28 protein-coding genes and 1 pseudogene are annotated in these 26,002 nt (G+C 64.6%); 10 read left to right on the plus strand and 19 right to left on the minus strand.

Annotated elements, in window-relative coordinates; genetic code table 11:
• The gene (locus V5279_RS36285; RefSeq protein WP_338691775.1) at positions 1–903 is read right to left on the minus strand and encodes a transglutaminase family protein; all 903 of its coding nucleotides are present in this window, start codon (positions 901–903) and stop codon (positions 1–3) included.
• Between the two features lie 103 nt (positions 904–1,006).
• Here V5279_RS36285 and V5279_RS36290 point away from each other — a divergent pair, with 103 nt between their 5' ends.
• Both V5279_RS36290 and V5279_RS36295 read left to right on the plus strand, forming a co-directional pair.
• Complete coding sequence (locus V5279_RS36290) at positions 1,007–1,804, plus strand: N-formylglutamate amidohydrolase (protein ID WP_338691777.1); 798 nt, start codon at positions 1,007–1,009, stop codon at positions 1,802–1,804.
• Positions 1,805–2,290: 486 nt separating this feature from the next.
• A complete protein-coding gene (locus tag V5279_RS36295; RefSeq protein WP_338691778.1) occupies positions 2,291–2,599 on the plus strand; it encodes a hypothetical protein in 309 nt (102 codons plus the stop codon).
• Between the two features lie 1,747 nt (positions 2,600–4,346).
• On the opposite strand, the gene V5279_RS36300 is transcribed toward V5279_RS36295, so the two are convergent.
• The 9 genes and pseudogenes from V5279_RS36300 to V5279_RS36345 form a co-directional block, all read right to left on the minus strand.
• Positions 4,347–4,529 carry a hypothetical protein gene (locus V5279_RS36300; RefSeq protein WP_338691779.1) on the minus strand — a complete coding sequence of 61 codons (183 nt, stop codon included), beginning with the start codon at positions 4,527–4,529 and terminating at the stop codon, positions 4,347–4,349.
• Positions 4,530–4,534: 5 nt separating this feature from the next.
• A complete protein-coding gene (locus V5279_RS36305) occupies positions 4,535–5,623 on the minus strand; it encodes a PepSY-associated TM helix domain-containing protein (RefSeq protein WP_338701581.1) in 1,089 nt (362 codons plus the stop codon).
• 368 nt (positions 5,624–5,991) lie between these two features.
• A pseudogene (locus V5279_RS36315) lies at positions 5,992–6,761 on the minus strand (DUF1275 family protein).
• Positions 6,739–7,521, minus strand: coding sequence for a 3-hydroxybutyrate dehydrogenase (locus tag V5279_RS36320; protein WP_338691782.1), 783 nt, complete (start codon positions 7,519–7,521; stop codon positions 6,739–6,741). Before V5279_RS36320 ends, V5279_RS36315 begins: the two are co-directional and overlap by 23 nt.
• Positions 7,522–7,564: 43 nt before the next feature.
• Positions 7,565–8,740 carry a patatin-like phospholipase family protein gene (locus V5279_RS36325; protein WP_338691783.1) on the minus strand — a complete coding sequence of 392 codons (1,176 nt, stop codon included), beginning with the start codon at positions 8,738–8,740 and terminating at the stop codon, positions 7,565–7,567.
• 33 nt (positions 8,741–8,773) lie between these two features.
• Positions 8,774–9,568, minus strand: coding sequence for an acetoacetate decarboxylase (locus V5279_RS36330; protein WP_338691784.1), 795 nt, complete (start codon positions 9,566–9,568; stop codon positions 8,774–8,776).
• 71 nt (positions 9,569–9,639) lie between these two features.
• Entirely contained in the window at positions 9,640–10,845 is a 1,206-nt protein-coding gene (locus V5279_RS36335; RefSeq protein ID WP_338691785.1) for an NAD(P)/FAD-dependent oxidoreductase, read from the minus strand.
• A 117-nt stretch (positions 10,846–10,962) separates the two neighbouring features.
• Positions 10,963–11,298, minus strand: coding sequence for a hypothetical protein (locus V5279_RS36340; protein WP_338691786.1), 336 nt, complete (start codon positions 11,296–11,298; stop codon positions 10,963–10,965).
• Positions 11,299–11,395: 97 nt separating this feature from the next.
• Positions 11,396–12,346, minus strand: a complete 951-nt coding sequence (locus tag V5279_RS36345) for an AraC family transcriptional regulator (RefSeq protein ID WP_338691787.1) — start codon at positions 12,344–12,346, stop codon at positions 11,396–11,398.
• A 367-nt stretch (positions 12,347–12,713) separates the two neighbouring features.
• Between V5279_RS36345 and V5279_RS36350 the strand changes: the two genes are divergently transcribed.
• The gene (locus V5279_RS36350; RefSeq protein ID WP_338691788.1) at positions 12,714–13,643 is read left to right on the plus strand and encodes an AraC family transcriptional regulator; all 930 of its coding nucleotides are present in this window, start codon (positions 12,714–12,716) and stop codon (positions 13,641–13,643) included.
• A gap of 12 nt (positions 13,644–13,655) precedes the next feature.
• Here V5279_RS36350 and V5279_RS36355 read toward each other — a convergent pair whose 3' ends face one another.
• The gene (locus V5279_RS36355; RefSeq protein ID WP_166303761.1) at positions 13,656–13,835 is read right to left on the minus strand and encodes a hypothetical protein; all 180 of its coding nucleotides are present in this window, start codon (positions 13,833–13,835) and stop codon (positions 13,656–13,658) included.
• Between the two features lie 9 nt (positions 13,836–13,844).
• On the minus strand, positions 13,845–14,078 hold the full coding sequence (locus V5279_RS36360) for a DUF6894 family protein (RefSeq protein ID WP_029082016.1): 234 nt from the start codon (positions 14,076–14,078) through the stop codon (positions 13,845–13,847).
• Positions 14,079–14,274: 196 nt separating this feature from the next.
• Here V5279_RS36360 and V5279_RS36365 point away from each other — a divergent pair, with 196 nt between their 5' ends.
• The 3 genes from V5279_RS36365 to V5279_RS36375 are packed head-to-tail and all read left to right on the plus strand — an operon-like array spanning position 14,275 to position 18,565.
• Complete coding sequence (locus tag V5279_RS36365) at positions 14,275–14,949, plus strand: TetR/AcrR family transcriptional regulator (RefSeq protein WP_166303758.1); 675 nt, start codon at positions 14,275–14,277, stop codon at positions 14,947–14,949.
• Positions 14,946–17,627 carry a molybdopterin-dependent oxidoreductase gene (locus tag V5279_RS36370; RefSeq protein ID WP_338691789.1) on the plus strand — a complete coding sequence of 894 codons (2,682 nt, stop codon included), beginning with the start codon at positions 14,946–14,948 and terminating at the stop codon, positions 17,625–17,627. The genes V5279_RS36365 and V5279_RS36370 overlap by 4 nt, the downstream gene beginning before the upstream one ends.
• Entirely contained in the window at positions 17,624–18,565 is a 942-nt protein-coding gene (locus V5279_RS36375; protein ID WP_338691790.1) for an FAD binding domain-containing protein, read from the plus strand. The genes V5279_RS36370 and V5279_RS36375 overlap by 4 nt, the downstream gene beginning before the upstream one ends.
• Positions 18,566–18,661: 96 nt before the next feature.
• Here V5279_RS36375 and V5279_RS36380 read toward each other — a convergent pair whose 3' ends face one another.
• The 4 genes from V5279_RS36380 to V5279_RS36395 form a co-directional block, all read right to left on the minus strand.
• On the minus strand, positions 18,662–19,645 hold the full coding sequence (locus tag V5279_RS36380; RefSeq protein ID WP_338691791.1) for a DUF3592 domain-containing protein: 984 nt from the start codon (positions 19,643–19,645) through the stop codon (positions 18,662–18,664).
• Between the two features lie 75 nt (positions 19,646–19,720).
• Entirely contained in the window at positions 19,721–20,338 is a 618-nt protein-coding gene (locus V5279_RS36385; protein WP_338691792.1) for a LysE family translocator, read from the minus strand.
• Positions 20,339–20,542: 204 nt separating this feature from the next.
• Complete coding sequence (locus V5279_RS36390) at positions 20,543–21,082, minus strand: hypothetical protein (protein ID WP_338691794.1); 540 nt, start codon at positions 21,080–21,082, stop codon at positions 20,543–20,545.
• A gap of 8 nt (positions 21,083–21,090) precedes the next feature.
• On the minus strand, positions 21,091–22,533 hold the full coding sequence (locus tag V5279_RS36395) for a hypothetical protein (protein WP_338691796.1): 1,443 nt from the start codon (positions 22,531–22,533) through the stop codon (positions 21,091–21,093).
• 120 nt (positions 22,534–22,653) lie between these two features.
• Between V5279_RS36395 and V5279_RS36400 the strand changes: the two genes are divergently transcribed.
• From V5279_RS36400 to V5279_RS36415, 4 genes are read left to right on the plus strand one after another with little or no spacing between them, the layout of a single operon-like run.
• Complete coding sequence (locus V5279_RS36400; RefSeq protein ID WP_028333124.1) at positions 22,654–22,968, plus strand: ArsR/SmtB family transcription factor; 315 nt, start codon at positions 22,654–22,656, stop codon at positions 22,966–22,968.
• Entirely contained in the window at positions 22,961–23,431 is a 471-nt protein-coding gene (locus V5279_RS36405; protein WP_338691797.1) for an SRPBCC family protein, read from the plus strand. The genes V5279_RS36400 and V5279_RS36405 overlap by 8 nt, the downstream gene beginning before the upstream one ends.
• The gene (locus V5279_RS36410; RefSeq protein ID WP_338691798.1) at positions 23,428–23,895 is read left to right on the plus strand and encodes an SRPBCC family protein; all 468 of its coding nucleotides are present in this window, start codon (positions 23,428–23,430) and stop codon (positions 23,893–23,895) included. The genes V5279_RS36405 and V5279_RS36410 overlap by 4 nt, the downstream gene beginning before the upstream one ends.
• Positions 23,896–23,927: 32 nt before the next feature.
• The gene (locus V5279_RS36415) at positions 23,928–24,440 is read left to right on the plus strand and encodes an SRPBCC family protein (RefSeq protein ID WP_338691799.1); all 513 of its coding nucleotides are present in this window, start codon (positions 23,928–23,930) and stop codon (positions 24,438–24,440) included.
• A 189-nt stretch (positions 24,441–24,629) separates the two neighbouring features.
• On the opposite strand, the gene V5279_RS36420 is transcribed toward V5279_RS36415, so the two are convergent.
• The 3 genes from V5279_RS36420 to V5279_RS36430 all read right to left on the minus strand — a co-directional run bounded on the left by V5279_RS36420 (position 24,630) and on the right by V5279_RS36430 (position 25,987).
• Positions 24,630–25,064, minus strand: a complete 435-nt coding sequence (locus V5279_RS36420; RefSeq protein ID WP_338691800.1) for a hypothetical protein — start codon at positions 25,062–25,064, stop codon at positions 24,630–24,632.
• Positions 25,065–25,066: 2 nt separating this feature from the next.
• On the minus strand, positions 25,067–25,420 hold the full coding sequence (locus V5279_RS36425; RefSeq protein WP_338701583.1) for a nuclear transport factor 2 family protein: 354 nt from the start codon (positions 25,418–25,420) through the stop codon (positions 25,067–25,069).
• A gap of 96 nt (positions 25,421–25,516) precedes the next feature.
• On the minus strand, positions 25,517–25,987 hold the full coding sequence (locus V5279_RS36430) for a MarR family transcriptional regulator (protein WP_338691801.1): 471 nt from the start codon (positions 25,985–25,987) through the stop codon (positions 25,517–25,519).
• Between the last annotated feature and the right edge of the window lie 15 nt (positions 25,988–26,002).

Consider the following 26,002-nt stretch of genomic DNA (forward strand, 5'->3'; position numbering starts at 1 on the left):
TCAGACTGTCTCCCGTTCTGCCGCGTCCTCACCGACCGACACGACCTTGATGTCGACGTCCATGCGCCGGAAAGCGTCAGGCGGACCAAGATAGACCCCGTGCAGCGGGACCGCCTGGCGCGGATCGCGCGCCACCGCGACGCGGATCAGGTCGCGCGTGCCGACGATGCCGTTGGTCGGATCGAACTCGATCCAGCCCGCGCTCGGCAGATAGACCTGCACCCAGGCATGGGTCGAGCCGCCGCCGACATAGCCATGCGCGCTGTCTGTGGGCATCGCGAGATAGCCGGAGACGAAGCGCGCGGCGAAGCCGAGCCGGCGCAGCGCCTCGATCATCAACAGCGCATAGTCGCGGCAGGTGCCGGACTTCGTCTGCAGCGTGTCGAGCGGATGCTGGGTGCCATGTTCGTGGCGCTTGCGATAGCTAAAGCTCTCGCGGATACCATGGGTCATGCCGCTCAGGATATTGAAAGTCGGCGTCGGAGCCTCGACATCCAGGAAGCGCCGCGCCCAGGCCGACAGCTCGCCGTTCGGGTCGCCATATTGCGGCGTGACGAACTGCTGCAGATCAGGGAATTCCTCATCGTCGTAGAGAAACGGATAGAAGTAGGCGGCATCGTCAGGCGTCAGCGCGAATGTGTCGGCCGGATTATGCTCCACCGTCGCGGTCGAGACGAATGTCAGCGTGTCGGCGCGCTCGTCGAAGGCGGCGATCGCCGTACTGTTACCGAACACATCGTGGATCCAGCGCAGCGACATCGGCTGCGGATCGATCACAAGCGCACTGTCGAGCACGCGCAGATCGTGGCCGTCGCGGGGACGCAGCATGATGCGGTGTTCGCCGAACGCCACCGGGCGCGCGTAGCGATAAACGGTCTTGTGATGAATGGTCAGCAGCGGCATCTTCAAACAATCATCGTGATTTCGGACCGCTTAATCTATAGAGAATGCTGCTCGATTCCAGACCAGCATGCCCCTTGAATAGGCAAAGTTGAGGAAAAGGCCCTTGAATTACGGCGGTGATCCATCGTTCCTGCTCGCAAGCACCGACGTTTCACCGGTTCTTGAACATAATGCCTCCGGCCGCTCGCCGTTCCTGTTCACCTGCGACCATTACGGCAGGCTGATTCCCTCTCCGCTCGGCGACCTCGGCCTGCCCGAAAGCGAGCTCGTGCGGCACATCGCCTGGGATGTCGGCATCGCCGGCGTCGCGACCCAGCTCTCCGACCGGCTCGATGCGCATCTGATCGCGCAGCGCTATTCGCGGCTCGTGATCGACTGCAACCGTCCGCCGCATGTCGCAAGCGCGATCCCGCTGATCAGCGAGGCCACCACCGTTCCCGGCAATGAGGGCCTGTCGCGCGAGGCCGCCGAGATGCGCCGCGCGCAGATCTTCGATCCCTATCACCGGCGCATCGACGAGATCATCGACGCACGTGCGCACCAGGGCATGGCGACAGTGCTGGTGTCGCTGCACAGCTTCACGCCGGTTTATGCCGGCATCGCCCGTCCCTGGCACATCGGCACGCTCTACCACCGCGACACGGTGCTGCCGCCGCGGCTCTTGAAGCAGCTGCGCAACGAGGGCGATCTCGTGGTCGGCGACAATGAGCCCTATGCGGTCAGCGACGAGACCGATTACACGATCCCGGCGCACGGCGAGAAACGCGGCCTGATGAATTCCGGCATCGAGATCCGCCAGGACCTGATCTCCGATCAGGCCGGCGAGACGGCGTGGGCCGAGCGGCTGGCGCGCGTGCTCGGCGAGATCGAGACGGCGCTACGCGCGGAGGCGCTGATCTAAGACGTAGAACGGGCAGCTAGGGCGTGTATTCATAAAGGCCCGCTTCTGAGGGTGAAGCGGATGCTACTCGGCTCGACCGTCATCGGCGGCTTTTGACCCACGGCGGACTTCCGGCCAGCTACGGAAATGGTTTTGGAAGATGTTCTGGGGCCCCAGCAAAGTGTGAGTCGACTTACTCAAATGAAAGGCGCCTAGTGCCCGGATCATCGCCCGCCCTCGGCATCCATCGGTGACTGAGAGTTTTGTGCTCCCGCCCATACCGCGAGAGCATTCATGCCGAAAAATGCGCCCCACCTCTCGCATTTGTCCGTGTGGCGCCCGTTGAACCAGTAACGCCTCGTTCGGACGTCGCGATATCGCTGGCTGGCCAAGAACCGATTGTATTTTGCCAAATCGTGCTTAGTTAACAAGCATCGTCTTTTGTCAAAGACGGCCGAGAGTTCGGCGCTCCCACAGCAGAGTGACTTCCTCAGAATGGGGCAAAAAATGACAGAACTTCGAATTGACGCGGGCAAAGCAGAACGAATAATCGCGCAAACCTTGCGCGCCGAAAAGGGCATACCCCCAGCCGATGCAGCCGCCATGGCTGCAAATATTTGTCGGCGGCTTACGATGGCGATGCCGACGAGCCCGTCATTGGATCGCTATCGGATCATTTCGAGAGAGCCTCCAGTCGGCGACGGTTTCGCGAGTGCAGTGGCCAAAAAGCTCACTGAAGGGAAGAGTGAGCTTTGGAACGCCAGCGAGCTTTGGGAGCTTGTTTACAATCAAGGTCGCCATCTTCGGACGAACTAGTAATAAACCGCGTTCAATGCCTGCTACTGCTCGGACCCAACTGCGCGAAAGCATCGCCCACCAGACGCCGCGGCTCGACGACATCGCGATATCGCTTCAGGCGTTGGCCCTGCATAGTACGCTCTAGCATGATAGTGCCTGCGCAGGTGCACCACGACCCGGACATCAGCTCCAAGTTCCGACTTCCGAGTTTGACCCGAAGCGGACTTCCGGCCAGCTACGGAAAATGGTTTTGGCCGATGTTCCGGGGCCGCAGCAAAGCGTGAGTCGACTTACTCAAATGAAAGGCGCCTAGTGCCCGGATCATCGCCCGCCCTCGGCATCCATCGGTGACTGAGAGTTTTGTGCTCCCGCCCATACCGCGAGAGCATTCATGCCGAAAAATACGCCCCCACCTCTCTGCAGGAAGTGCAGCGAGCCCATGAGATGGCTGCTAGCGAAGACGGGCGGTCGGGAGTTCCGCTGCAGTGATTGTGACGGTCCATATCCACTAAAGTCGCCCGAAACAATGAGACTGATCTTAGGCCCATTGAAGCCACCCCACTAAGATGAGTAGGCCGCCTCATGCTGAGGGCCATGGACAGGCCCGGCCGGAAGTGAGCGGCCCGGCCGGGCTTGGGGGCTGAAAGCCGGGACCGCCCGGATCAGGCACGCCCAGCGCGGAAGGCACCCAACTATTCTAACGGTTCCCCGAGGGTTCCAAAGAGGAGCCATGCAGAGAGAACGATGCCGGGTTAAGCAGATTCATTCTCTCGAAGAGCGCCTTGCCGAGGAAGCCAAAGACCTGCAAGAGCGCGCCAACCAGCTTCCACCAGGTCCAGAACGAGAGTCGCGACTGCGGAGAGCGCGGCACGATGAAGCCGCCGCCCACATGACTGAGTGGCTGGCATCTCCCGGACCAAGATCACCCTTCTAAAAATGAAAAGTGAGCAATTTTGCTCAGACGAGAGCTAAGCCGAGTGCTGATTTAGCAAGCACCGGAGGATTGCTCTATCCGGGGCTAGCGCAACGCCACCAAGCACTATTCGGCTTGGGGGCGTTGTGAGCCTCCCTAGGTGGTGAGTTGTCCCGCATATATCTGCAATCTGCCCTGCGTGGTCATTCGCAGCCTGCCCGATAATTCGACCATGTAACCCATTGCGATCAGCCGGGCGCTGTGTTCGGCCGGGATCACTGCTGGAGGGCTGGTTACGCCAGACGTGTTGCCGACTATAAGCAAGGAAGCAAACTCTTCCGGGCTAAGCGGTTTCGTTTTTGAGACCATGTTCGAGTATGGCCATATCTCGGCAGTTCCGGACGTTCAATTTTGACCATATCAGCAAATAAGGCCGCCTCAGTTGGCGACCTCTTTCATTGATTGATGCGATACCATTTCGCCTCGTGGCCCGAGGCCGACTTGCATTCAGACCGGATTCTATGTCGCCTTTTTGAGGGCTAGCGGACGCGCCCTTCATGAGTACACGCCCTAGTCGCTCGGACGTCGCGGACGAAGCCGCCGCTTTTTCGGCGAACGGTTGACCGACCTCGCCTTGCGCTTTCGGACGGCTGCGCGCGCGACTCTGGACTTGCGAACGGCCTCGATCGCGGCGGCCGTGCCGATGCAGCCGTGGCAGATGATCCTTGGGGCTCGCACCGGCGCAATCCCGCACGCCAGGCATTTGCGCGGCGGCGAGCGCTTGTTCGATTGCTTGTTCGATTTCTTCCGCATCTCCGCGGTTGAGACACCACAGAGATGCGCATATTCCGATCAATCCGTCCGGCGCCGCCAGATGAACGCCAGATAGAGCAGCACGGGCAGGCCGAGCGCCGCCCATGAGACGGCATCCCACCAGCCGTCACCGACGAGTGCGCTGACCAATCCCACCGTGCTCACGATCGCGATGACGAGAGGCGCGGCGAAGATCTGGGTCACGGAGCGATGCGAGACCATGCTGATCACGACGAGAGCGCAGGGGTATCGATCGAGGCGGCGTTGGCGATGGCGCGTTCCTGGCTCACGCCCGCCTTGCGGCGGCGCCACCACAGATAGACGCCGGTCACGAGGATGAAGATGGTGAGGATGTCGAGCAGCGCCCAGACGATCTTGAGCGGCATGCCGCCATAGTCGCCGAAATGCAGCGGCTGCGAGACGAACAGCGTCGTCACATACCAGGGCATGTCGCGGCTGTCGGTCAGCTTGCCGGTTTCCGCATCGATCAGCGCCGGCTTCAGCAGCCGTGAGGTCAGCGGCGTATCGCCGCGCAGGAAGACCGCGTAATGGCTCTTGCTGCTGAAGGTCGTGCCTGGGAACGCGACGAAGCTCGGCGTCATTCCGGGCACCGCATGCTTGGCCACCTCGACCGCCGCATTCAGCGAGGTCAGTTTCGACGGCACCGGCCGGTCGCGATACTGCGCGGTCATTTCGGCGAGTTGGCCGAATTGCCACATCTTCACGACGAGATCGGCCCAGGTGTTGATGACCCCGGTGAAGCCGACGACCAGCGTCCAGGCGACCAGCAGGATGCCGGCGAGGTTGTGGACATCGAGCCAGCGCACGACGCGGGTGCGCTGGGCACGGTAGGCGCCGAAACGCAGCTTCCGCATCGACGGCGCATAGACCACGATCCCGGAAATGATCGCGACGCAGAACAGGATCCCCATCAATCCGAGGAACAGCTTTCCGGGCAAGCCCGCGAACATGTCGGTGTGCAGCTTCAGCATGATGTAGGTGAAGCGGCCGGTCACATCGGGGGAATCGAGATAGGCGCCGCTATGCGTGTCCATCCGGATCAGCAGGTTGTTGGTCGGATCGGCATCGATCGTCGGACCGACGCTGACCCACATCGCGCCGGGTTCGTCGCGATCCCAGATCAGGAAGTGAGGCACCTTGCCCGGCGCCCGCGCCAGCGCGTTGCCAAGCAGATGGTCAAGATTGGCCGGCGGCGTGCCTGCCGGCACCTCGGCCGGCTTGACCTGGTTGTGCAGGAGGTCATCGATCTCTTCGTGGAAGATCAGCGGCAGGCCGGTGATGCACAACAGCAGCATGAACAAGGTGCAGATCAGGCTGGTCCATTTGTGGACGGCGCCCCATCGCCGCAGGGAAGTGGTGGTCGCAGTCAATTTCCGTCGCCTAATTCCAGGTACGCTTTTGCTCGCCGTCACTAACACGACGAAGGATGCGCACAGCCGCTTGCGGATTAGAACTCGTCCAGTGTTGGACTTATCGTTGATCGTGTTGCGATCTCGCAACGAGAGCATCAGGGAACTGCGACGATGCGTCCCGTCTTTCAATGCAATTCTTAGGATTGTTCTAAACTGAATCGAGGCGAGCGACGAACGACAACCGCGCAGCGAAGCGACCCTGCGCGCGAGAGCGGCGTGCATGCGGATCCCGGGTGCGACCTCGACCGCAGTCACCGCACCGCGATCGCAGCGCACGCCAGTGCCGCGGGTAGCGACCAGGTCCAATCTCCGGCCAGCGAAACCGCCGCCGCGGCAATCACACAGCCCAGAAGGAACCCGGCCAAGCGGCCAAGCGAATGCTTCAACGGCGTCGCATCACGCGGCATCAGAGGATGACGGACCGAAAGCAGGTCCATCACCGACAAGACGGCATTGGCCAGATTGCCGGTCATCACGGCAGTCGAGATCGCGCCCCGCACCGCGAGGCGCAGGGCGCGTACTGACAGGCCATGGCGGACACCGCCATCATCGCCGCCGTGCCCGCCAACCATCCAGCCGGATCGATGGATGGCCTGGCGATGATGCTGAAGGCCAGCAACGCTGCAAGGATCAGAAACTGAACCAGCAGCAATAGCCGCACCAGTCTTGCACCGTGCAAGCGTGATGCGCGAGCAATCAGCCAGACGGTTGCCAGCGCCAGCATGAAGACCGGGATGGTCAACAACTGCGCCCAATGGAACGAGCCGCCGTCGACGGCAACGCCCGCTGCCAGCACGAGGTTGCCGGTCACGTGAGCCGTGAAGACGTGACCCAGCGTGAAAAAGCCGGTACAGTCGACCATTCCGGCGATCACGCTGAGCAAAGCCGGCAGTCGCGCCTCCATGCGCGACAGCTCCATGGTGTCATCCGCGGAATCATCCGGCCCTTGGAAGGCGAGCAAGCCTCTGGCGAGCAGTGACATGGGCGATGGCCATGCGCTATCGCGCCGTCCAGCCGCCATCGACCGAGATCGCGGTTCCCGTGATCTGGTCGGCTGCGCCCGAGCACAGGAAGGCGACGGTGCCGCCAAGCTGTGCCGGAGAGACGAACTCGAGCGACGGCTGCTTTTCGGCGAGCATATCTCTCGCAGCATCCTGCTGGCTGATGCCGCGCTCCGCGGCGATGTCGTTGATCTGCTTGTCGACCAGCGGCGTGCGCACCCAGCCGGGACAAACCGCGTTGCAGGTCACGCCGCTGCCGGCGGTCTCCAGGCCTACCACCTTGGTCAGGCCGATCAGACCGTGCTTGGCCGCGACATAGGCCGCCTTGTGCGTCGACCCAACGAGGCCGTGGGCGGAGGCGATGTTGACGATACGGCCCCAGCGCTGCTTCTTCATCTGCGGCACCGCGGCGGCAATGCTGTGGAATGCAGCCGACAAATTGATCGCCAGGATGGCATTCCAGCGGGCGGCCGGAAATTCCTCGACCGGCGCGGTGAACTGGATGCCGGCATTGTTCACGACGATATCGAGGCGGCCGAACTTGGCAACCGTCGCGGTGACCAGGCCGCGCACGGCATCTTCCTTCGACATGTCGGCGCCGTCGTAGCTGACGCGCACGCCATGCTCGCGTTCGATGCCGCCGCGGATCGCCTCGATCTCGCTGGCGTCGCCAAAGCCGTTCAAGACGATGTCGGCGCGCAGTCTGGCGAGTTCCCTGGCAATGCCGAGCCCGATGCCGCTGGTCGATCCGGTGACGATGGCAACCTTGCCTTTCAACATGGGAGTTTCCTTTCGATGCTGTGAGGATGTGAGGCGCCGCAACTCAGTCGCGGCGGTGGATGTCGTGGGTGACGATGCCGCGCTCGGGCGCCGGCCGGTCGAGGCGGCTCGGATCCGCCAGGGTGCGGCGGATATCCTCCAACCCGCTTTGCCAGTGCGCGCGCATCGCGCTCAACCCGAACTCGTAGTCCTTGGAGTGACGCTCATGGATCTTGGACTGGTAGATCAGGTGAATGATGTTGCAGGAGCGATGGCGGGCCATCTCGGCGATCTCGCGAATTTCCGGATCCTGCCTGACACTCTCGGGCAGCAGTGCGAGCGTCCGCTGCAACGCCTGACGCATCTTCTGCATTCGCAGCGCCTGGTCGGTGATGGCGCGAGTGCGGCTGGAATACTGGATGTCCTTCTGCCGGCTCGATACCTCCATCAGGTCGTTGGGCACGCGGCCCTTCGCCGACCACAGATCGATCTGGAAGGTCAGCGTGTCGCGCGGCTCGCTGGACAGCACGCGGGACAAGGGCGTGTTCGAAACCACGCCGCCATCCCAATAGTGCTCGCCGTCGACCTCGACCGCTGGGAAGCCTGGCGGCAGCGCACCCGACGCCATGAAGTGCTTCGGTCCGAGCCGGCGCTCGGCGGTGTCGAAATAGGTCAGATTGCCGGTGCGCACGTTGACCGCGCCGACGCTGACGCGCACTCCTCCCGAGTTCAGCCGATCGAAGTCGACGAGCTGTTCCAGCGTCTGGCGCAATGCGGAGGTGTCGTAGAAGCTTGTCGCGGCGGCGCCCGAGAATGGCGACAGGAACGGCGGCGGGAAGCGCGGCTTGAAGAAGCCGGGCTGCCCCTGGAACAAGGCGCGCATCGCCGCCAGCGCATTGTGCGCCGAGCGCATGTCGAAGGCGAACGGCAGGGCATTGGCGAGCCCCTCGCCGGCCAGCCATTCCACCGACGCGGCACAGATGCCTTCCCAGAATTTGCGCAGCCGCTCGACGCGCTCTCCCTCGGGCGAGCCGGCGATGATCGCGGCGTTGAGCGCGCCGATCGAGATGCCGGCGAGCCAGTTCGGCCGGATGCCCGCCTCGTGCAGGCCTTCATAGACGCCGGCCTGATAGGCGCCGAGCGCGCCGCCGCCCTGTAGCACCAGCGCCACGACATCGTAGGGCAGCGACATGGTCTGCTGCGACAGCGGATTGATCTGCTCGCGCATCACGTTCAGCATTGCTGGATCTCCTGATGGACGGGTTGCGGCCGGTCAGCCGGCATTCGCGGCGGTCAAGACGTCGCCGCCGCGATGCGGTGTCGCCTGGCTCGTGGCGAGATAGTCGTGCACCACGTCGCCAAGCCCGAGCGTGAGGTCGGCAAGTATGTGCTTGGCGGAGAGAACCTCCAGCACCGGCAGCTCGGCGACAGGCGCCAGCGCATGCGAGTACAGGTCGAGCGCAGCCGGTCCGGTCCAGGCGCCCTTCACTGTGACGTCCTCGAGGTGGTAGCGCACCAGCTCGCAGATGCGCGGCGTGCCATCGACATGCGGAATGATCTTGAGGAGGAAGTTCGGCGCGGCGAGCTTCTTGGCTTCGGCAGCGATGTCGAGCGCGCGGTGCTTGTAGCCCATGGTTCCGGTCGCGATCCGCACCGAACCGTAGTTCAGGGTGCCGACCAGCGTGTCGATCTCGACCTCGAGCTTCGGCTGCGCCAGCTTCTTGGGAAAACCCCACAGCTCACGCCCGCCCGCGATCGGCGGATGATCGTTGAGGAACATCTGATGAGTGAAGCCGCCGAGCTGACCGTTGTACGACACCGGAATGACCTGGCCGCTCTCGGTGTAGTCGCCGAAGCCGGTCGAGTCCGGCATGCGGATAAACTCGTAGTTCACCACCGGATCGGTCAGCTGCAGCGGCTCAGGCACCACGCGGCGCAGCGCGTCGGGATGGGTCCGGTACTGGATGATGAAATACTCGCGGTTGATGAAGCGGTACGGCCCGGGCGGAAAGGCCGGACTGGTCAGCGGCATCGCGAACGACGATGTACGCACGGTCTCGTGTTTCACTTTGGTGAGCTCCAGATATGGCGGTCGAGGGTGGCCGCGCCCCGTGCAGGGCGCGGCCGATGTCGGGAGTGTTAGACTTCGGTGACGTGCTCCGGATCGGCGGATGCGAGCGCGGCGGCGCGCTCGGCGCGCGGCGGATAGATCCAGACGGTGTTGATCTCCCGCTTGGTCTTCTTGGCGACGTCGCCGACCATCTCGACCTTGCGCTCCCAGCCGCGGGTGAACAGCGCGCCGGCCTCGCCGAGATCGAGGCAGGTGACATAGGCCTTCTGGTGATACGGCTTGGTCGGGACGCCGAGCAGCTCGGCGGCGGCGTTGTTGCCGGCAAAGGCGCCCATCCGCGTGGCGTGCTGGCATGACATCAGCGCGTAGTTGCCGTCGTCGTCGCATGCGGCGCGCGCCGCATCGCCGGTGGCGAACACGCCTACGACCGCCGGCACGCGCAAATCGCGGTCGACCAGCAGCCGGCCGGAATTGTCGCGCTCGGCCGGGATCTGCGCGGTCAGCGGCGCGGCGCGGATGCCCGCCGCCCAGACCACGGTCGCGGCCTCGATATGCTCGCCGCTGGAGAGCGTGACGCCGGACTTGCTGACCTCGGCGACGCCGGCGCCGAAGCGGCCCTCGACGCCGAGCTTGCGCATCGCCTCCTCGATGATCGGACGCGGCTCCTCGCCCATGTCGGGCGCGATCGCGGCGTTACGCTCGACGATGATGACGCGCGGCCTGGCGTCGTTGCCGAGAATCTCCTTGAGCCGCGCCGGCATCTCGGTCGCCGCCTCGATGCCGGTGAAGCCGCCGCCGGCTACGACCACGGTGTCGCGCGCCACCGAGGCCGGCTGCTTGGCGAGACCATGCAGATGACGGTCGAGAGCGATCGCGTCCTGAAGGTTGTCGACGCTGAAGCCATGCTCAACAAGGCCCGGCACGTTCGGGCGGAACAGCCGGCTGCCGGTCGCCACCACCAGCCGATCGTAGGGCAGCGTCTTGCGTGCGTCCTTGGCGGTGACGATCTGCACGGTACGCGCCTTGGTGTCGACGGCCTCGGCGCTGCCCTGCACATAGACGACGTCGATCGCGTTGAAGACGTCGAGCAGCGGTGCGGTCAGCGTCTCCGGCTTGGGCTCGTAGAGCCGCGGGCGGACCACCAAAGTCGGCTCCGGCGCGACCAGCGCGATCTCGAGCTCCTCGGGCGAAACGCCCTTGATGTCGCGCAGGCGGGCTGCGGAAAGTGCGGCGTACATGCCGGCAAAGCCGGCGCCAATGATGACCAGTCGCATGGGATATCTCCTCTGGGTTGACAGTCTCTGATGTCCGCGCGTCGCCGCCGCCGCTTGCCGCTGACGGTCAAACCTGTCGCGAGCTGCGACGCGAAGCTGTGAAACGAACGTGAGTGCCTATTGACGGACTGCGCAGCCCGATACGAACGGCGTGCGCGGCGCCGGCCCACGCGCCGCACGACAGCCGCGCGTACCGGGTAGCGAACCGCGGTGAAAGCTGATCGGCTGCGCGGCGCCCGGATAGAGGTTCCGGGTGAGCCCCTGAGCCGCGTCGTTGATCATCACCGAGGTCATCGGATGGACGCCGTGAGCGGCCTGCGCCGGGGCGTCGGCATCGTCGCCGGTTGCCGTGGTGAAGCGGACGGTGAGCGTAAGCCCGTACATCAGTGCGGTCGCGACGGCCCGGCGTCGCCGCGTGATTGCGAGGGAGCCGCCGAAATCCTTCCAGGCCATCGCTTGTCTCCGTTGTTGGCGTGGGCGCCACGGTGATCTAGCGAATTGGGCTTGTCGGTGCCCCAGAGCGATTGCCCGACCTGAAGAGCGATTGCTGCTACCGCAGACGACGACGCCAATCGCTCGGGGTTTCGCCGGTCAGCTTCCTGAATGCCGCGGCGAACGCGGTCTGCGAGCTGTAGCCGAGCGCCGCCGCGATCGAGACGACGGATGTATCGGTGTCGCGCAGCATGTTCATGGCCTGCTCGAGCCGGTGCTGGCGCAGCCAGGCATGCGGCGAGAGCCCGGTGCTTTCCTTGAAGGCACGGCAGAAGTGAAAGCGCGACAGGCCGGCGTCCATGGCCAGCGCCGCAAGCGAGACGTCCGCATCGCTGTCCGAGCGCAACCGCTCGGTGGCGCGGCGCAGCGCGGTCGGCGACAACCCTCCCATGGTCGCCTGAACGGCGGCGGGCACGCCGGCATGCGCCGACAGCAGGCGGTTCGCCAGAAGATCGGTCAGCTGGTGTCTGAACAGCGCATCCAGCGCCTGGCCGCCGTCGAGAGCGTCGGCGGCGCTCAACAACAATCGCGATGTAATGGGATCGGGATGCGCAGTGCGCTCCAAGAGATCGCCAGGCGCGGCAGTGTCGGCTTCGCCGGCCACGCGCTGCAGCGTCGCATGCGGAAGATAGAGCTGAACGACATGCATCGACTGGTGGATGTCCCATCGCGAGGTCGAGCCGGCCGGAATGATCGTCACGACGCCTGAACGCGCCGTGCCGATCGAAGTCACCTTGCCGGTGCGCCGCTCTAGCTGCTGCGAGCCGGCGGGATAGGTCATGATGACGTGGTCGACCATCGGCCGGACGACGTCGTGCAGGGCCTCGTGCTTCCAATAGGCGATCGCGCCGCTCGACGGGTCGGCCGCGATGCGCAGCGGCCGCGTGTGGAGCACACGGGCCATCTCCTGGTCGGCGGGAGCGCGCGGGCCGACCGGCGTCTCGGGCGGCTTGGCATCGGATGCGGCGGACGAATCCCGCAAAGGATCGTGCAGGATCGGCTTAGTCATGACCTGTGCTCGCGTTTGAAAGCTCATGCGCTACCTCCCTGCGGGCAGGGTCTACGGACCGATAAGGCGCGGAACTGTCGGCGGGAACTAAGCGCCGCGCAGTACGAATGTCTTTCCTGAAACGGCCACGCTTTATCCAATCCTGCTGCAAGCGCGCCGCCGCGACATTCTGCATCCCACAAAGTCGATCGTACCAAAGCAATTGAAATTGTTCTGGAATAGCACTGCCGTGATCGACGCGGTGCGGGTCGTTCATCATCGCGTGAGGAACTGGACGGCACCGCAGCAATCCGGATAATAAGCCACGACCACGCGAGATGACGGTGACGGTATCCGAGGTCACCCACTACAGTCGGACTTGATCGATATGGCACAGGCAGGCGTCTACGGACGGAGGCTCGGGCGGCCGCTGCAATTGGCGGAAGCGCCCTCGCTGATCACGCGCTCGCTGCGCAGTGCGGAGCTCGCGGTCACCGAGACGCGGAACGACAACCCGGTGCGCGACCTGTCCGGGTCGCTGCCCGCCGACGATGCCTATCTGCTCAGCCTCAAGTTTCGCGATTATCCGGACTGCGAGTGCTGGGAACGCGGCCGGTGCGTCATCAAGTCGGATATCCGCAGCGGCGCAACCTACCTGTACGACCTGAAGCGCGATCCGCGTTATGTGATCGACAAGCCGTTCCACTCGATCTTTTTCTATCTGCCGCGCTCGGCGCTCGACGACATTGCCAGGCAGGCCGGCGCGCCGCGCATCGATGAACTGGCTTATCAACCCGGTATCGGCCATGACGACGCCATCGTCCGTCATCTCGGCGCTTCGCTGCTTGAAGCATTGCGCCGGCCGGAGGAGACCAACCAGCTGTTCATCGATCACATGATGCTCGCCTTCACCGCGCACGTCACACAGACCTATGGCGGACTGCGGAGCATCACCGCCCCGACCCGCGGAGGCCTGGCCGCCTGGCAAGCGAGGCAAGCTTGCGAACGGCTCGAAGCCGACCTCGGCGGAAAAATCCCGCTGAAGCAGATCGCGGCCGAGTTCGGCTTCTCGGTCAGCCACTTCTCGCGCGCCTTCCGCATCTCCACCGGCCTGCCGCCGCACCAATGGCTGCTGCGGCAACGGGTGACGGCGGCCAAGCAATTGATGGCGGTGCGCGACCTGTCGCTGTCCGAGATCGCGATTTCGGCCGGCTTTGCCAATCAGAGCCATTTCACGCGGGTGTTTTCGGCCGTGATCGGCGTCAGCCCAGCGGTGTGGCGCCGCGAGACGCATCGCCCGACGAAAGGCGAGAGCTGAACCGGTCTGCGTTCAACCGGCCGGGGCGGCTTGGACGGCATGCTTGGCATGCCATTTGGGGCCCGGCCCGCGCATGTAGTGGCGCTCGGGCCGGTAGGGATCGCGAATTCGCTCGATCAGATTCTGCCAGCCGGTCGTGATCGCGTGCAGGCCGCGGCGAAAGGGCAGCAATGCTGGCTGCAGCGACGGCATGGCGTCCTCTCAGTGTGGTTTGCCGAGAACGGATGCGAAGGACAGGATGACGATCTCGTCGCCGGCCTCGTCGCTGACATGCACGGCCCAGTCGCGCCAGTCTTCCAGGCTGGCCGTTGCGACCAACGATCGCATCATGCACGTCGCCGCCTCGCAGGCCTCGGAAAGGCTGGTCACCGCGGTGCCGCGGCGATCCATCAACACGCCGCGCGTAGTCGAGCAATGGAAATAAACCTGGGCCATGTCAGTGTCCTTGCAAGCTCCGGGCGAGCAGGCTCGCCTTTAACAAGCTCTACGTTTCTTGGACGCGACCATCCGTGATGCGGTTCACACCGGTGCCGGCGGCGCGGCGACCTCGCGGAATGGTGATCAGGGGCGCCAGCACCACCCTCACCAAATCGCGATTTGACAGTTCTTCTATATTTGTCAAAATCGTCAAATGGGACCGAAGACCCGCATTCTCGATGCCACGATGCTGGTGTTCCGCCGGCACGGCTTTCGCCGTTCCTCGATCGAGCAGGTCGCCGAAGCGGCCGGCCTGACGCGGCAGGCGCTCTATCACCATTTCGAATCCAAGGAAGCGCTGTTCCGCGCCGTGATCGAGCGGGTGCATGAGTCCGCGATCGCGGCCGAGGACGCCGCTGTTGCCGAAGCGGAGACGGCGGGCGGCGATCTCGGCGACATTCTTGCCGCGGGCATGATCGCGCGGATGTCGACCATGATCGCGTCGCTGGACGGCTCGCCGCATCTCGAGGAGCTGTATTCCGAGCACCTCGTGCACGCGCGCGACCTCTACCAGACCTATGCCGCGCGCTACGCGGAGCGCATGGTCGCGACGATTTCACGGATCGTGCGCAAGCAGCAGCTTGTGCTGCCGCAGGGCCTGTCGCCGGCCGAATTCGCCCGGCTGGTCGAAATGGCGATGTACGCATCGAAGTCGCAGTACCCGGCGATGCAGCCGGCCGATGCGTTCCTGAAGGACATGGCGATGATGGTGCGGACGCTCTGCGCGGGCGCCGTGCCGAAATCCATGCCGAAATCGCAAAAGCCGCCCGTCAAGAAGGCGGCGATGAGGGAAAAGCCGACACGCAGGACGACAGGAGGACATCCATGAGCACGACGACCATCAACGGCCGCGTTGAATCCCTGCCCGACGATCCCGACGCGCTATTGATCGACGTCGTGCGCGACCAGCTCAAGCTCACCGGCACCAAGCTGGTGTGCGGCGCCGGCGTCTGCGGCGCCTGCACGGTGCTGGTCGACGGCGCGCCGGTCGCAAGCTGCCTGATGCCGGCGCAGGCCGCCGCCGGCAAATCGGTGACGACGGTGGAAGGCATCGGCGCCGCAACGCTACATCCGGTGCAGAAGGCGTTCATGGCGCACGACGCGCTGCAGTGCGGCTTCTGCACGCCGGGCTTCATCGTGGAAGCGACCGCGTTCTGCGACCGCTGGCGTGCAACCAAGGGAACGGCCGTGCCCTCGCGCGAGGAGATCGGCGTGGCGCTGTCCGGCCATCTCTGCCGATGCGGCGCCTATGACGGGATTTTCCGCGCGGTGGCGGATGCCTGCGCCGGCCGCTTCGACGGCGACAATGTCACAGCGCCCCGCATCGAGGCGCGCGACAAGGTGACGGGCGCGGCAAAGTACACCGTCGACATCAACCATGATGGTCAGCTCGAAGGCGTGATCTTGCGCTCGCGCGAGGCGCATGCCCGCATCACCGCGCTTGATCTGGCTCCGGCGCGGGCGCTTTCCGGCGTCACCGCGGTATCGCTGCTCGGCGACGACCGTATCGTGCGCTATGTTGGCGAGCCCATCGCGGCGGTCGCAGCGAGGGACCGCAAGACCGCGCATGCCGCGCTCGCCGCGATCAAGCTGACCAGCGAACGCCTGCCCGCGGTGATCGGGCTCGACGCGGGACGCAAGGATGGCGCGCCCGTCGTGTTCGACAAGGCGAGCCGCAAGCGGGCCGGCAATGTCTCGGAAGCGGCCGGCGGGCCGGCGCCCTGGAAGCAGAACATCCGCGGACCGACCGCAGTGTTCTCGACACGCGCCAAAAAGGCCCGCAATTGGGTGGACGAGGCGCGCCAGGCCAACAACCGGCTGCTCGTCGAGGCAACCTTCCGCACCGCCACGCAACAGCACGCGTGCCTCGAGCCGCATGCCGCGGTGGCGCGCTTCGACGGCGACCGGCTGACCCTGCACGCCTCGACCCAGCAGGTGTTTCACCTGAAGGAGCAGATCGCAAAACGCTACAAGCTCGGTCACGACAAGGTCCGCGTGATCGCCGATCACGTCGGCGGCGGCTTCGGATCGAAGGCGAGTCTCGGCGTCGAGACCATCGCAGCGATCGAGCTCGCGCGCGAGGCGCGGGCGCCGGTGCGGGTCGCCTACGACCGCCAGGAAGAGCTTTCCGTCGCCGGCTATCGGCCGGCCGCGGAACTGAAGGTCGCGCTGCTTCCCTCCGAGAAAGGCGGCCTGAAAGCGCTCTCCGTCACCGCGCATGCCGATACGGGGGCCGCGACCAACTCGACGATCGCGGGCCTGGCGCGGCTGATCTACCCCGCGGAGGCGAAGGACCTTTCGGATTTCGACGTCATCAGCAATTTGCCGCCCGGCGCGGCCTTCCGCGGCCCCGGCGGTCCGCCGATGGCATTCGCGGTGGAGCAGGCGATCGACGAGGCCGCGCTGCGGCTCAACGTCGATCCGATCGCCCTGCGCAAGCGCTGGGATCCTGACCCCAACCGTCAGCGGCTCTACGACTGGGCATCCGGGCTCGAGATCTGGCGCAACCGGAAGCCGGCGCAGACCGGGCGCTATCGCCGCGGCGTCGGGATCGCGACGGGTTACTGGCTCTATCTGTGGCAGCCCAATGTGAAGGTCGAGGTCGCGGTCAAGGCCGGCCGCATCATCGCCAGCACCGCGACGCAGGACATCGGCACCGGCACCCGCAGCGTGCTTGCCGACACGATCGCGCGCGAGTTCGATCTCGAACCCGGCGACATCGAGGTGCGGATCGGCGATTCGTCGCTGCCCGAGGGGCCCGGCTCCGGCGGCAGCCGCGTCACCGCCTCCGTGCTGCCGCCGACGCAGCAGGCGGTGCGGAAACTGAAGGCCGCAATCCTCGAACAGGCCACGCGAAAGCCCGCGCCGGGTTCGAACGCGCCGTGGCGCGAGCTGATCGCGCGCTCGCCCGACATCGCTGTCACGGAGACGCGCGGCGAGGACGGCAAGAACACGGCGCCCGGCATCCGCTCGCCGCTGCGCGAAGTCGGCCTGATGGGATTTGTGTTCGGCTGGATGATGCGCCGCTTCTCGAACATCGCGGTCGGCGCCGGCGTGCCGAGCTCGGTGCAGGTGATCGAGGTCGAGGTCGACACCTGGCTCGGCCATGTGCGCGTGCTCAACGTGCATACCGGGATTGCGGTCGGCAAGATCGCAGCACCCGCGCTGGCGCACAGCCAAGCCTGCGGCGCGGTGATCCAGGGCCTTGGCTACGCGCTCTATGAGGCGCGCGAGCTGGATCCGACCAGCGGCGACGTCCTGACCGCGGGGATGGAGGATTATCGCATCCCGGGCATCGCCGACACGCCCGAGATCGATGTGCATTTCGACGAGGCCGGCTTCGACCATGTGCTCGGCAACAGCGTCGGCATCGGCGAGGCGTCGACGGTGCCGACCTCGGCGGCCGTCGCCAACGCGATCCACAATGCGATCGGCGTCCGCCTCACCGAGATTCCGATCCGTCCCGACCGCATCGTCGCCGCGCTGAAAGAGAGGGCTGCCGCATGAGTGCCGCAACCGCAGAGGCAATGTACGCGCCCGAATTCCGTGCCGCCGGCACCGACCTGTCGGAGCGCCGCCGCAGCGGCCTGTCGTGCGGGTCGATCATCGATCTCGCCGCCAGTCCCGATACGATCGGGATCGCGTGGAACGCCGACGGCTCGGCGCGCATCGGCGCCCTGACTGCGATCGCGACCATCGCATCCGACGGGCGGCTGGCCCAGGCCTATCCCGGCATCGCTGCCGCGGCACAGGGCCTTGCCACGCCGCAGATCCGGCACATGGCGACGCTCGGCGGCAACCTCGCCCAGCGTTCGCGCTGCTGGTATTTCCGCAATCCGCAGATCGCCTGTCTCAAGAAGGGTGGCTCCGACTGTCCGGCGCGATCGGGCAACCATCTCTATCACGTCGCGTTCGATCTCGGCCCTTGCGTGGCGCCGCATCCGTCGACGATGGCGATGGCGCTGTTGGCTTATGATGCGAAGGTCACCACGGACCGGCGCAGCGGATTGTCGATCTCCGACCTGCTCGGCGACGGCAGCAACGGCACGGCCGACAATTTGCTTGCGGCAGGCGAACGGATCGAGCGGATCGAGCTCCCCGCCCCGCTGGCCGGCGAACGCGCGCTCTACAAGCGCGCCATCAGCCGCTCGCATGCGGAATGGCCGCTGGTCGAGATCTGCGTACGAACCGTGATATCCGGCGGTGCATTCCAGCAAGTCTATATCGCCGCCGGCGGCATCGCTCCGGTGCCGCTGCGGCTTGCGGCATGCGAGGCGGCGCTACAGGGCAAGCCAGCCAACGCGGCGACCATTGCGCAAGCCGCCGAGCTCGCGACATCAGGCGCAAAGCCGCTGCCGATGACGGGATACAAGCTCGATCTGCTGGTGGGTTTGCTGCGCGATGTGATGGAGCGGACGCTCAACGTCAACGAGACCGCGCGCTAGAGCTTCGATTCTGATTGAATCAGAACCGAAGCTCTAGATTCTTGGTTCGACGCGTTTTCTTCACGCGAACCGGTGTCCACTTCGCTCGAAAACGCTCTAGCCGCCACGGGTGGCAGCAAACAGCGCGGCCGCGAAAAAGAGTGCTGCGATGGTCCACAGCACCCAGGCGAGCCGGCCGTCGCCGCGCGCGTCGAGCGACGCTTCGGCGGGATTGGCGGGATTGACGTAGACCTCGACGGCGGCGCCATCCTGGTAGCGCGACATCAGGCGCTGCAGCATCTTGTTCGAACTCGCGGCGGATTCCGCGCCGACCCGCGCGCATTCGTTGGTGTAGCTGACGTTCTCGTAGGTGTAAGTGTAGGACACGCGCTTGCCGAACATCTCCATCCCGCGCCCGTCGCCATCGGGGGCAGCGCCACGATACTCCTCCATCTCGGACACATGGATGATGCCTGATACCACCGGCCAGTGGCTGGCCGTCGACGCCTGCCGCCGCACGGCGAGCGCAAACAGCCCGACGACGACGCCGAACGCACCGAAGCCGATCACCATCCCCGACAAATCGGGCCGCGCCATGTGGTGCGAGAGAACATCGTGGATCCGGTTGAGACCGAAAGCCGAGCCGAACACGATCGCGAGCACGATCGCACTGCCGATGCCCAGACATCCCCAGATGCCCTTCGGCAAGTCACGCTCCAGCACCGCCTGATCGGGATGTCGCGGATTGTAGTAGACGGTCACGATACTGCCGGCCGGATACTTCGCCAGTGTCTCCGCAACCTGGAAATTGCCGAGGTCCTCCCCGATGCTGACGCGGTTGTTGCGCAGCTTCCTGCCGTCCACCTGGTATTCGTAGACCACGTTGGCGAAGTTGCGCTGCTCCATCCGATAGCCGTCCTCGCGCTCATCGTCGGAGACCCTGACCTCACGTACCTCCGCGGCCGCGGTCACGACCTTGCCCGATGTGTCCGGCCAGCCCCTCGCCTCGCGCACCTGCCAGGTCTTGACGGCGGCGGCGATCAGGATCAGCCCGAGCGGCGCGAGCAGCATCGCATAAACAAGCCAGGGCAAATCGGGCACGGGTCGGGTCCTTCATCGGTGGCGCCGCCGGTTTGACGCGCCACCCCTGTGAAGGGTTCAACCAGCCGGCGAGGTTTATCGAGCCCTGGTCAGCGCCAGCCAGATGCCGCCGCCGATCATGAAGCCGCCGGACACGCGCGACATCAGTCGCGTCCGCTCCTTGGAGAAGAATTTTCGGGCGCGGCCGGCCGCCAGCGCGTAGGCGGCGTCGGTCAGCACAGCGGTCGCCATGAAGGTGACGCCGAGCAGCGCGACCTGCGGAATGTGCGGCTTGTCCATGTCCATGAACTGCGGAATGAAGGCGCCGAAGAACACCAGGACCTTCGGATTCGAGAGCAGCACCAGAAAGCCCTGCAGGAAGAAGCCGCCGCGCGGCGGTGGCGGCGTCTCGTCGGTGCCGACGCCCTCGACCGGCGAGCGGATCAGCTTGATGCCGAGCCAGACCAGATAGGTCGCGCCGGCAAAGCGCACCCAGTCGAACCAGTACCCCATCGTCGCCATCAGCGAGGTCAGGCCGACCGCGACGATGCCGATCACGATGGTGAGTCCCACCTGCGCGCCCAGCACGTTGGTGAGCGCGGCGCGCGTGCCGTAGCGCAGGCCGTTGGCGATCACCATCGTGACGATCGGACCGGGCAACAGCGCCAGCGCCATGCAGGCGGCGACGAAGGCGAAATAGGCTTGCAGGGACATGGAAATCTCACTGACGGTGAGGCTGAATTATGCACGTAGGACGGGCAAAGAGGAAGCGGTTCCTGCTCATCTCTGTCGTACCCCGCGAAGGCGGGGGTATCCAGTACGCTGCGGCCTATCTGCTGAACGTCAGGGCCTCTGGAATACTGGGTCACCCGCTTTCGCGGGTGACGACACCATTTCCGCAAGCGAGAGACGGGCTCCTCAATGGCCCTCCATGGCCGCAGTCATCCATTTCCGAATTTCTCGCGTATCCAAAAACTTCAGCATCGCCCGCTGCACACCTGCAGCATCGCCGCTGCCCTGCGCCGCCACCGCCATCAGATCGCAACGATGCGAGGCCGCGATGCCGATCGCGGTGCGTTTCCCGTCGGGCATGTCGAGATCGTACGCCCTGATCCGCCCGGACATGCCCGCGACATCAACCACATCGCCCGCCCTTAGCGGCACGAAGCGCGGGCTGATCATGTCGACATCGGAAACGCGATCGACCTCGTCGTCATCGGCGACGCCGCTGTCGCAGTTGCAGAAGCCGAGTTTTGGCCTGAGATAGACCTCGACGTCGGCGCCGCACTCCGCCACGCCGCAACGGAAGGCACGGCCGGCAGGCCAGCCGTCGCGCGGGAACGGCCAGGCGATCTCGCGCCACGCGGCTGCCCGCGGCGGTGCCATTTCGTAGCCCGCCACGGCCGAGAGGCCGCCGAGCGCCAGGAACATCGCCGCGATGATCGGCCACGCGCGCATCAACGCGCTCACGGCGGACCGGCGATGGCGCGCGCCTCGCCGGTCAGTTCGAGGATGTGCAGGCCGGTGTTGGCGCGGTCGACCGCGTAGATGTAGCCGCGCTCATCGGTCTCGACATTGTTGGTCTGGATCGCGACCTTGCAGCGCTCCTTGCCGCCGATGGTGACGCAGCGCTTGTCGGTCGCCGACGTGATCGACGGGATGAAATAGCCGACTTCCTTGGGGTGATAGGGATCGCGGATGTCGAGCGCGCGGACGCCGGCGTTGAAGAAGGCGATGAAGGCCATTTTCTTGTAGTAGACCGGCGCCATGCTCTCGTTCGATGAATGCGAGCCGAACCTGCCGCCGCGCTCGCAGAACGCGCTGGAGGCTTCCGGTACCGTGTAGCTCGAGATCAGCATCGGCCGCGCTTCGGTGGTAATATCGGCGAACCACACCATCTGCCGCGCCTCGCCGCATTCGTTCTGGATCGCCTCGTCGACGATCATCACGATGTCGCGGGTCTTGCCGTCCTTGTCGTGCGCAAACTCGGCGATCGGCATGTCCGGCATCGGGAACACCGTGTGTGCGCCATTCATCGCCGACAGCGGCATCCGCGCGATCTCCGGAAATTTCAGATTGTCCGGCGTCGGCTCTTTCGGTCCGTTCAACAGCTTGTCGCGGTCGACGATCTGCAGGAAACCGCCCTTGTTGGTGCCGTAGCCGAAATAGACGCGGTTGCCCGTCGGCCCGGTCGAGATCGGCCCGTGCAGTTCGGTCGGCACCGCGCCGGTGGCGCCCGGCTCCTGCCCGGGCAGGCCAAAATCCCTGATCTTCTTAGGCTGTGCGGGATCGGAGAGATCGTAGACCTGCGTCATCCGCCGCGTGCGCCAGTCCGGCGCGCCCGACACCAGGAAGGCAATGCCGGTGCCGCATTCCCAGAAATTCTTGTGCGTGTCCTTCAGCCCGCCGATCCGGGTCACGAGCACGGGATTGGCGGGATCGGCGACGTTCCAGATCTCATGCGCCTCGCTGCCGAAGGTACGCAGCATGTAGACCGCGTTGCGATCGCCCTTCGGCAGATCCTTGCCGTCGCAGATCCGCACCATCTGCGCGCCGCCGGATTCGTATTTGCCTTCCTGCCCGGGAATGTGCCGCAGATATTTCGGATGCGCGGGATCGGTGACGTCGACGATCGAGGTGCCGTTCGGCTCGGCCTTGCCGGTCATCGGATTGACCGGACCGGGAATGTCGTCGGTACCGCCGTGATGGCCGATATAGGCGATCCACCTGTCGCCCTGATGATGAATGGTCGGCTGATAGGCGCTGCGCGCCTGCAAATCGCTGGTTCCAACCAGCCTCATATTGGAGGCTTCGGGCGGGTCGCCGATCTTCGGCTGCTGGGCGCCCGCAGCATTTGCGAGCAGGACAAGAACAAACGTGCAGCAAACTGCCGTAACGCGACCACCCATGCGCACCACCTCGTATTCCCTGCCAATCTGCGTTGGCTGTCAGTGACGATAGCATGGCGAAATGACCGCCCAAACACACGCTCTTGACATGCAACTGTTTGGTTGCCTATTATCCGAGCCATGGATGAAGTCTTCAAAGCCCTCGCGGATGCCTCACGGCGGACGCTGCTTGACCGGCTTCACGATCAGAACGGGCAGACGCTCGGTGAGCTCTGCGACGGCCTCGACATGACGCGTCAGGCGGTCACCAAGCACCTTGTGATTCTCGAGGAGGCCAACCTCGTCACCACGATCAGGCATGGCCGCGAGAAGCTGCATTACCTCAACCCAGTTCCGATCCATCAGATCGGCGAGCGGTGGATCAGGAAGTTCGAGCGCGGGAAACTTGCCGCGCTGAGCGAATTGAAAAGACAGTTGGAGAAGCGTGATGAGTAAACCGGAATTCGTCTACACCATCTATATCGCCTCGACACCGGAGAAGGTGTTTGCCGCGCTGACCGACGCCAAAATGTCGGAGCAGTACTGGCACGGCAGCTCCGTCGTCTCGGACTGGAAGATCGGCTCGCCATTCGCGATCCGGATGCCCCGGCACAACAAGGAAATCACCGGCGAGGTGCTCGAATACGATCCGCCGAGGCGGCTGTCCTATTCGTTCCTTGCCCATGACGGCTCCGATGGCGGCAAGGCTTCACGCGTCACCTTCGAGCTGGAACGTCAGAGAGATCAAGTCAGGCTCACGGTGATCCACGACCGCTTCGAACCCGGCAGCGTGGCGCTCGAAAAGATCAGCCTCGGTTGGCCGCTGATCCTGTCGAGCCTGAAGAGCTACGTCGAGTGCGGCCGGGTGCTGCATGCGCCCTGGTACGAGAACGAGGCAACGACGGAGCAGGCGCGATGAGCAGGCCCGAATTCGTTTACGTCACCTATATCGAGACCACGCCGGACAGACTGTGGGATGCGCTGACCGACAGCGCGTTCACCAGGCAATACTGGTTCGACACCGAGGTCCGATCCGATTGGAAGGTTGGCTCGCCGTTCGCATTGGTGATGAGCGGCAAGATCACCGACACCGGCAAGATCCTCGAGGCGGACCGGCCGCGGCGGCTGTCTTATACGTTCAAGCACGAGATGTTCGACGGCATGCGCGACGAGCCGGCGACGAAAGTCATCTTCATCCTGCAGCCGTTCGGCGATCTCGTGAAGTTGACCGTAACCCACGAAGGCTTCTCCGCCGGCAGCAAACTGCTCGGCGCTATCTCCAAGGGTTGGCCTGCGATCCTGTCCGGGCTCAAGAGCCTGCTCGAGACCGGCAAGGTGTCACCGATTCCGCCGGAGGCGCTCGGGATCGAGGGCTTCGAGTGACCATGAGAATCTATCGAAGGACACGTGCGGACATGAACGTCGAAAAATTCAAGCCGGCGATCGTCTATGCGATTTACATCGCCGCCACGCCCGAGAAGGTGTGGCAGGCACTCACCCAGGCCGAGTTCAGCCGGCAATATTTCTCCGGCCACGCGGTCGAGGTCGATCTGCGGGTCGGCGGCGCCTACATCGTGCGCACGCCTGACGGCGCGCTGCATATCTCTGGCGAAGTGATCGAATGCGATCCGCTGAAGCGGCTGACCGTCACCTTCAACGTCAACTGGCCACAGCTGGTCGAAAAGCTCGGGCCGACACTCGTCACCTACGAGATCGAGCCAGCCGGCGACGGCGTGAAGCTGACCTTGCTGCAATCGCATGACCGCCCGATCAGCGACGACATCCTCGAAGGCGGCCGCACCGGCTGGCCGGCGATCCTCTCCAGCCTGAAGAGCCTGCTGGAAACCCGCAAGGCCATGGTGATCCCGATGCAGCCCCCGCAACGCATGATGGCCGCGCTGAAGGAATTGGGAATCGCGCTGCCGTGAACATACTCCGCCGTCGTCCCGGCGAAAGCCGGGACCCATGACCACCGCTCTAAGCGGTTAGAGCTCGCTGGAGCCACGGCGTTGCGTAACAACTTCACCCTGTGGTTATGGGTCCCGGGTCGCGCTTCGCTTGCCCGGGACGACGGTGGAGGAAGTTATCTCAATGCCCGCAATGGCGCGCGTGAGTGGCTAGACGAGCAAGAGGGCGACAACAAGATTGGCCACGAACAGCGTCGCATCGATGACGAAGATCCTGAGCATCGGGCCGGTCAACACGGGCCAGTAAGCCACCCCGACGCGTCCGCCGCGCATCAGGACCGGAAGGTTGTAGGCGAACTGGCTGAAGTGACATGCGGCGAAGAACAGGAACAGCGCGAGCTGCGCGTCGCCGGCCTGGAAGAACGGTGGCCTCGCCGCGAGGAGATACAGCGACAGCAGCCCGATCGGCAGATTGATCCCGCCCAGGAACGCCACGCTGGCCGACAGGGTTGGCGCGATCGGATTTGCACGCTCTTGCCGCGGCACCAGGATCTTCAGCGTATTGCCCTGGGCAATGCTGAACTGGATGAATGCGCCGCCGAACCAGAGTACGTTGAGCAGCAGGACGAAATCTGCAAATCGCATGGCTATTTTCCGTAGAACGCTTCGCTGCGCACCACACGGCCGGCATCGTCGAAGTCCATGAACTCGCTGGCGCGGGTGTCGCCCAATTGCCACCACACCGTCAGCCGCGCGATGGTGTCGTCCCAGCTCCAGTTCAGGATTTTGAGGTCTGCGCTCTCGATGCTTCCATAAGCTTGGCGCCAGTAGGCGCGGATGTTCTCCGCACCGGAAACCACGGGGGAATCCGTCAATTTAAGTGCCAGGGGGCTGCGCATCTCGGCGTTCTCAGCGAAATGCGCGACCACGGCGTCGATATCGACCTTGCACCAGTTGGCGCACCACGCCGCGACAAAGCGTCCGACGGCTGCCCGGTCCATTGCCTGTTCGCCCACGCTCCCGCCCTCCTCCGCTGCTTCTGACGGAAGTGTGACACGGCGAGATCCTAACGTCAACTATATTGACGTGAAGCGCGATCAGGTGCTGTCGGCGATGGCCTCCATCACGGCCATCCAGGCGGCGGCGCCGGACTGGCCGACACGATCGAACGCCTCGCGCATCACCTTGCGTTCGTAGCCCGATGCGCGCTGCTCGATGCGTTGTCCGGCCGGCGTCAGGCGCAGCAATTTGGAGCGATGCTGCTCGGGCGACCGTTTCGATGTCATGAGTTCACGCTGCAGCAGCAGGCCGAGCGGCCGATTCAAGGCCTGCTTGGAAATGCCGAGAACGTCGATCAACGAGCCGATCGAGATGTCGGGTTGTCGCGCAACGACGTAGAGAATGCGGTGGTGCGGGCGCGACAGGCCAAGCGCGGCAAGATACTGGTCGGCCGACAGCGTCATCCCGCGCCAGCCGTAATACATCAGCTCCAGCGCGGCGTCCAAATCGTGGACCTTGTTGAGCGAGGCGCGATGCAAGCCCGCGGCGCGCGTGGCGGCTTTCTTCATTGATCCCCCGAACCG

It is taken from the genome of Bradyrhizobium sp. 26S5, assembly GCF_036923295.1.
In the GTDB taxonomy this organism is placed as follows: domain Bacteria; phylum Pseudomonadota; class Alphaproteobacteria; order Rhizobiales; family Xanthobacteraceae; genus Bradyrhizobium; species Bradyrhizobium septentrionale.

Bases quoted from the DNA above. Each gene is read 5' to 3' on its own strand.
- V5279_RS36360 (WP_029082016.1), bottom strand. From the start codon at position 14,078: ATGGCCCAGGTTTATTTCCATTGCTCGACTACGCGCGGCGTGTTGATG.
- V5279_RS36355 (WP_166303761.1), bottom strand. From the start codon at position 13,835: ATGCCGTCGCTGCAGCCAGCATTGCTGCCCTTTCGCCGCGGCCTGCAC.
- V5279_RS36430 (WP_338691801.1), bottom strand. From the start codon at position 25,987: ATGAAGAAAGCCGCCACGCGCGCCGCGGGCTTGCATCGCGCCTCGCTC.
- V5279_RS36370 (WP_338691789.1), top strand. From the start codon at position 14,946: ATGAGCACGACGACCATCAACGGCCGCGTTGAATCCCTGCCCGACGAT.
- V5279_RS36295 (WP_338691778.1), top strand. From the start codon at position 2,291: ATGACAGAACTTCGAATTGACGCGGGCAAAGCAGAACGAATAATCGCG.
- V5279_RS36320 (WP_338691782.1), bottom strand. From the start codon at position 7,521: ATGTTGAAAGGCAAGGTTGCCATCGTCACCGGATCGACCAGCGGCATC.
- V5279_RS36410 (WP_338691798.1), top strand. From the start codon at position 23,428: ATGAGCAGGCCCGAATTCGTTTACGTCACCTATATCGAGACCACGCCG.
- V5279_RS36425 (WP_338701583.1), bottom strand. From the start codon at position 25,420: ATGGACCGGGCAGCCGTCGGACGCTTTGTCGCGGCGTGGTGCGCCAAC.
- V5279_RS36340 (WP_338691786.1), bottom strand. From the start codon at position 11,298: ATGGCCTGGAAGGATTTCGGCGGCTCCCTCGCAATCACGCGGCGACGC.
- V5279_RS36400 (WP_028333124.1), top strand. From the start codon at position 22,654: ATGGATGAAGTCTTCAAAGCCCTCGCGGATGCCTCACGGCGGACGCTG.
- V5279_RS36345 (WP_338691787.1), bottom strand. From the start codon at position 12,346: ATGACTAAGCCGATCCTGCACGATCCTTTGCGGGATTCGTCCGCCGCA.
- V5279_RS36305 (WP_338701581.1), bottom strand. From the start codon at position 5,623: ATGCTGCTGTTGTGCATCACCGGCCTGCCGCTGATCTTCCACGAAGAG.
- V5279_RS36375 (WP_338691790.1), top strand. From the start codon at position 17,624: ATGAGTGCCGCAACCGCAGAGGCAATGTACGCGCCCGAATTCCGTGCC.
- V5279_RS36390 (WP_338691794.1), bottom strand. From the start codon at position 21,082: ATGCGCGCGTGGCCGATCATCGCGGCGATGTTCCTGGCGCTCGGCGGC.
- V5279_RS36335 (WP_338691785.1), bottom strand. From the start codon at position 10,845: ATGCGACTGGTCATCATTGGCGCCGGCTTTGCCGGCATGTACGCCGCA.
- V5279_RS36420 (WP_338691800.1), bottom strand. From the start codon at position 25,064: ATGCGATTTGCAGATTTCGTCCTGCTGCTCAACGTACTCTGGTTCGGC.
- V5279_RS36365 (WP_166303758.1), top strand. From the start codon at position 14,275: ATGGGACCGAAGACCCGCATTCTCGATGCCACGATGCTGGTGTTCCGC.
- V5279_RS36285 (WP_338691775.1), bottom strand. From the start codon at position 903: ATGCCGCTGCTGACCATTCATCACAAGACCGTTTATCGCTACGCGCGC.
- V5279_RS36385 (WP_338691792.1), bottom strand. From the start codon at position 20,338: ATGTCCCTGCAAGCCTATTTCGCCTTCGTCGCCGCCTGCATGGCGCTG.
- V5279_RS36395 (WP_338691796.1), bottom strand. From the start codon at position 22,533: ATGGGTGGTCGCGTTACGGCAGTTTGCTGCACGTTTGTTCTTGTCCTG.
- V5279_RS36415 (WP_338691799.1), top strand. From the start codon at position 23,928: ATGAACGTCGAAAAATTCAAGCCGGCGATCGTCTATGCGATTTACATC.
- V5279_RS36350 (WP_338691788.1), top strand. From the start codon at position 12,714: ATGGCACAGGCAGGCGTCTACGGACGGAGGCTCGGGCGGCCGCTGCAA.
- V5279_RS36325 (WP_338691783.1), bottom strand. From the start codon at position 8,740: ATGCTGAACGTGATGCGCGAGCAGATCAATCCGCTGTCGCAGCAGACC.
- V5279_RS36405 (WP_338691797.1), top strand. From the start codon at position 22,961: ATGAGTAAACCGGAATTCGTCTACACCATCTATATCGCCTCGACACCG.
- V5279_RS36300 (WP_338691779.1), bottom strand. From the start codon at position 4,529: ATGGTCTCGCATCGCTCCGTGACCCAGATCTTCGCCGCGCCTCTCGTC.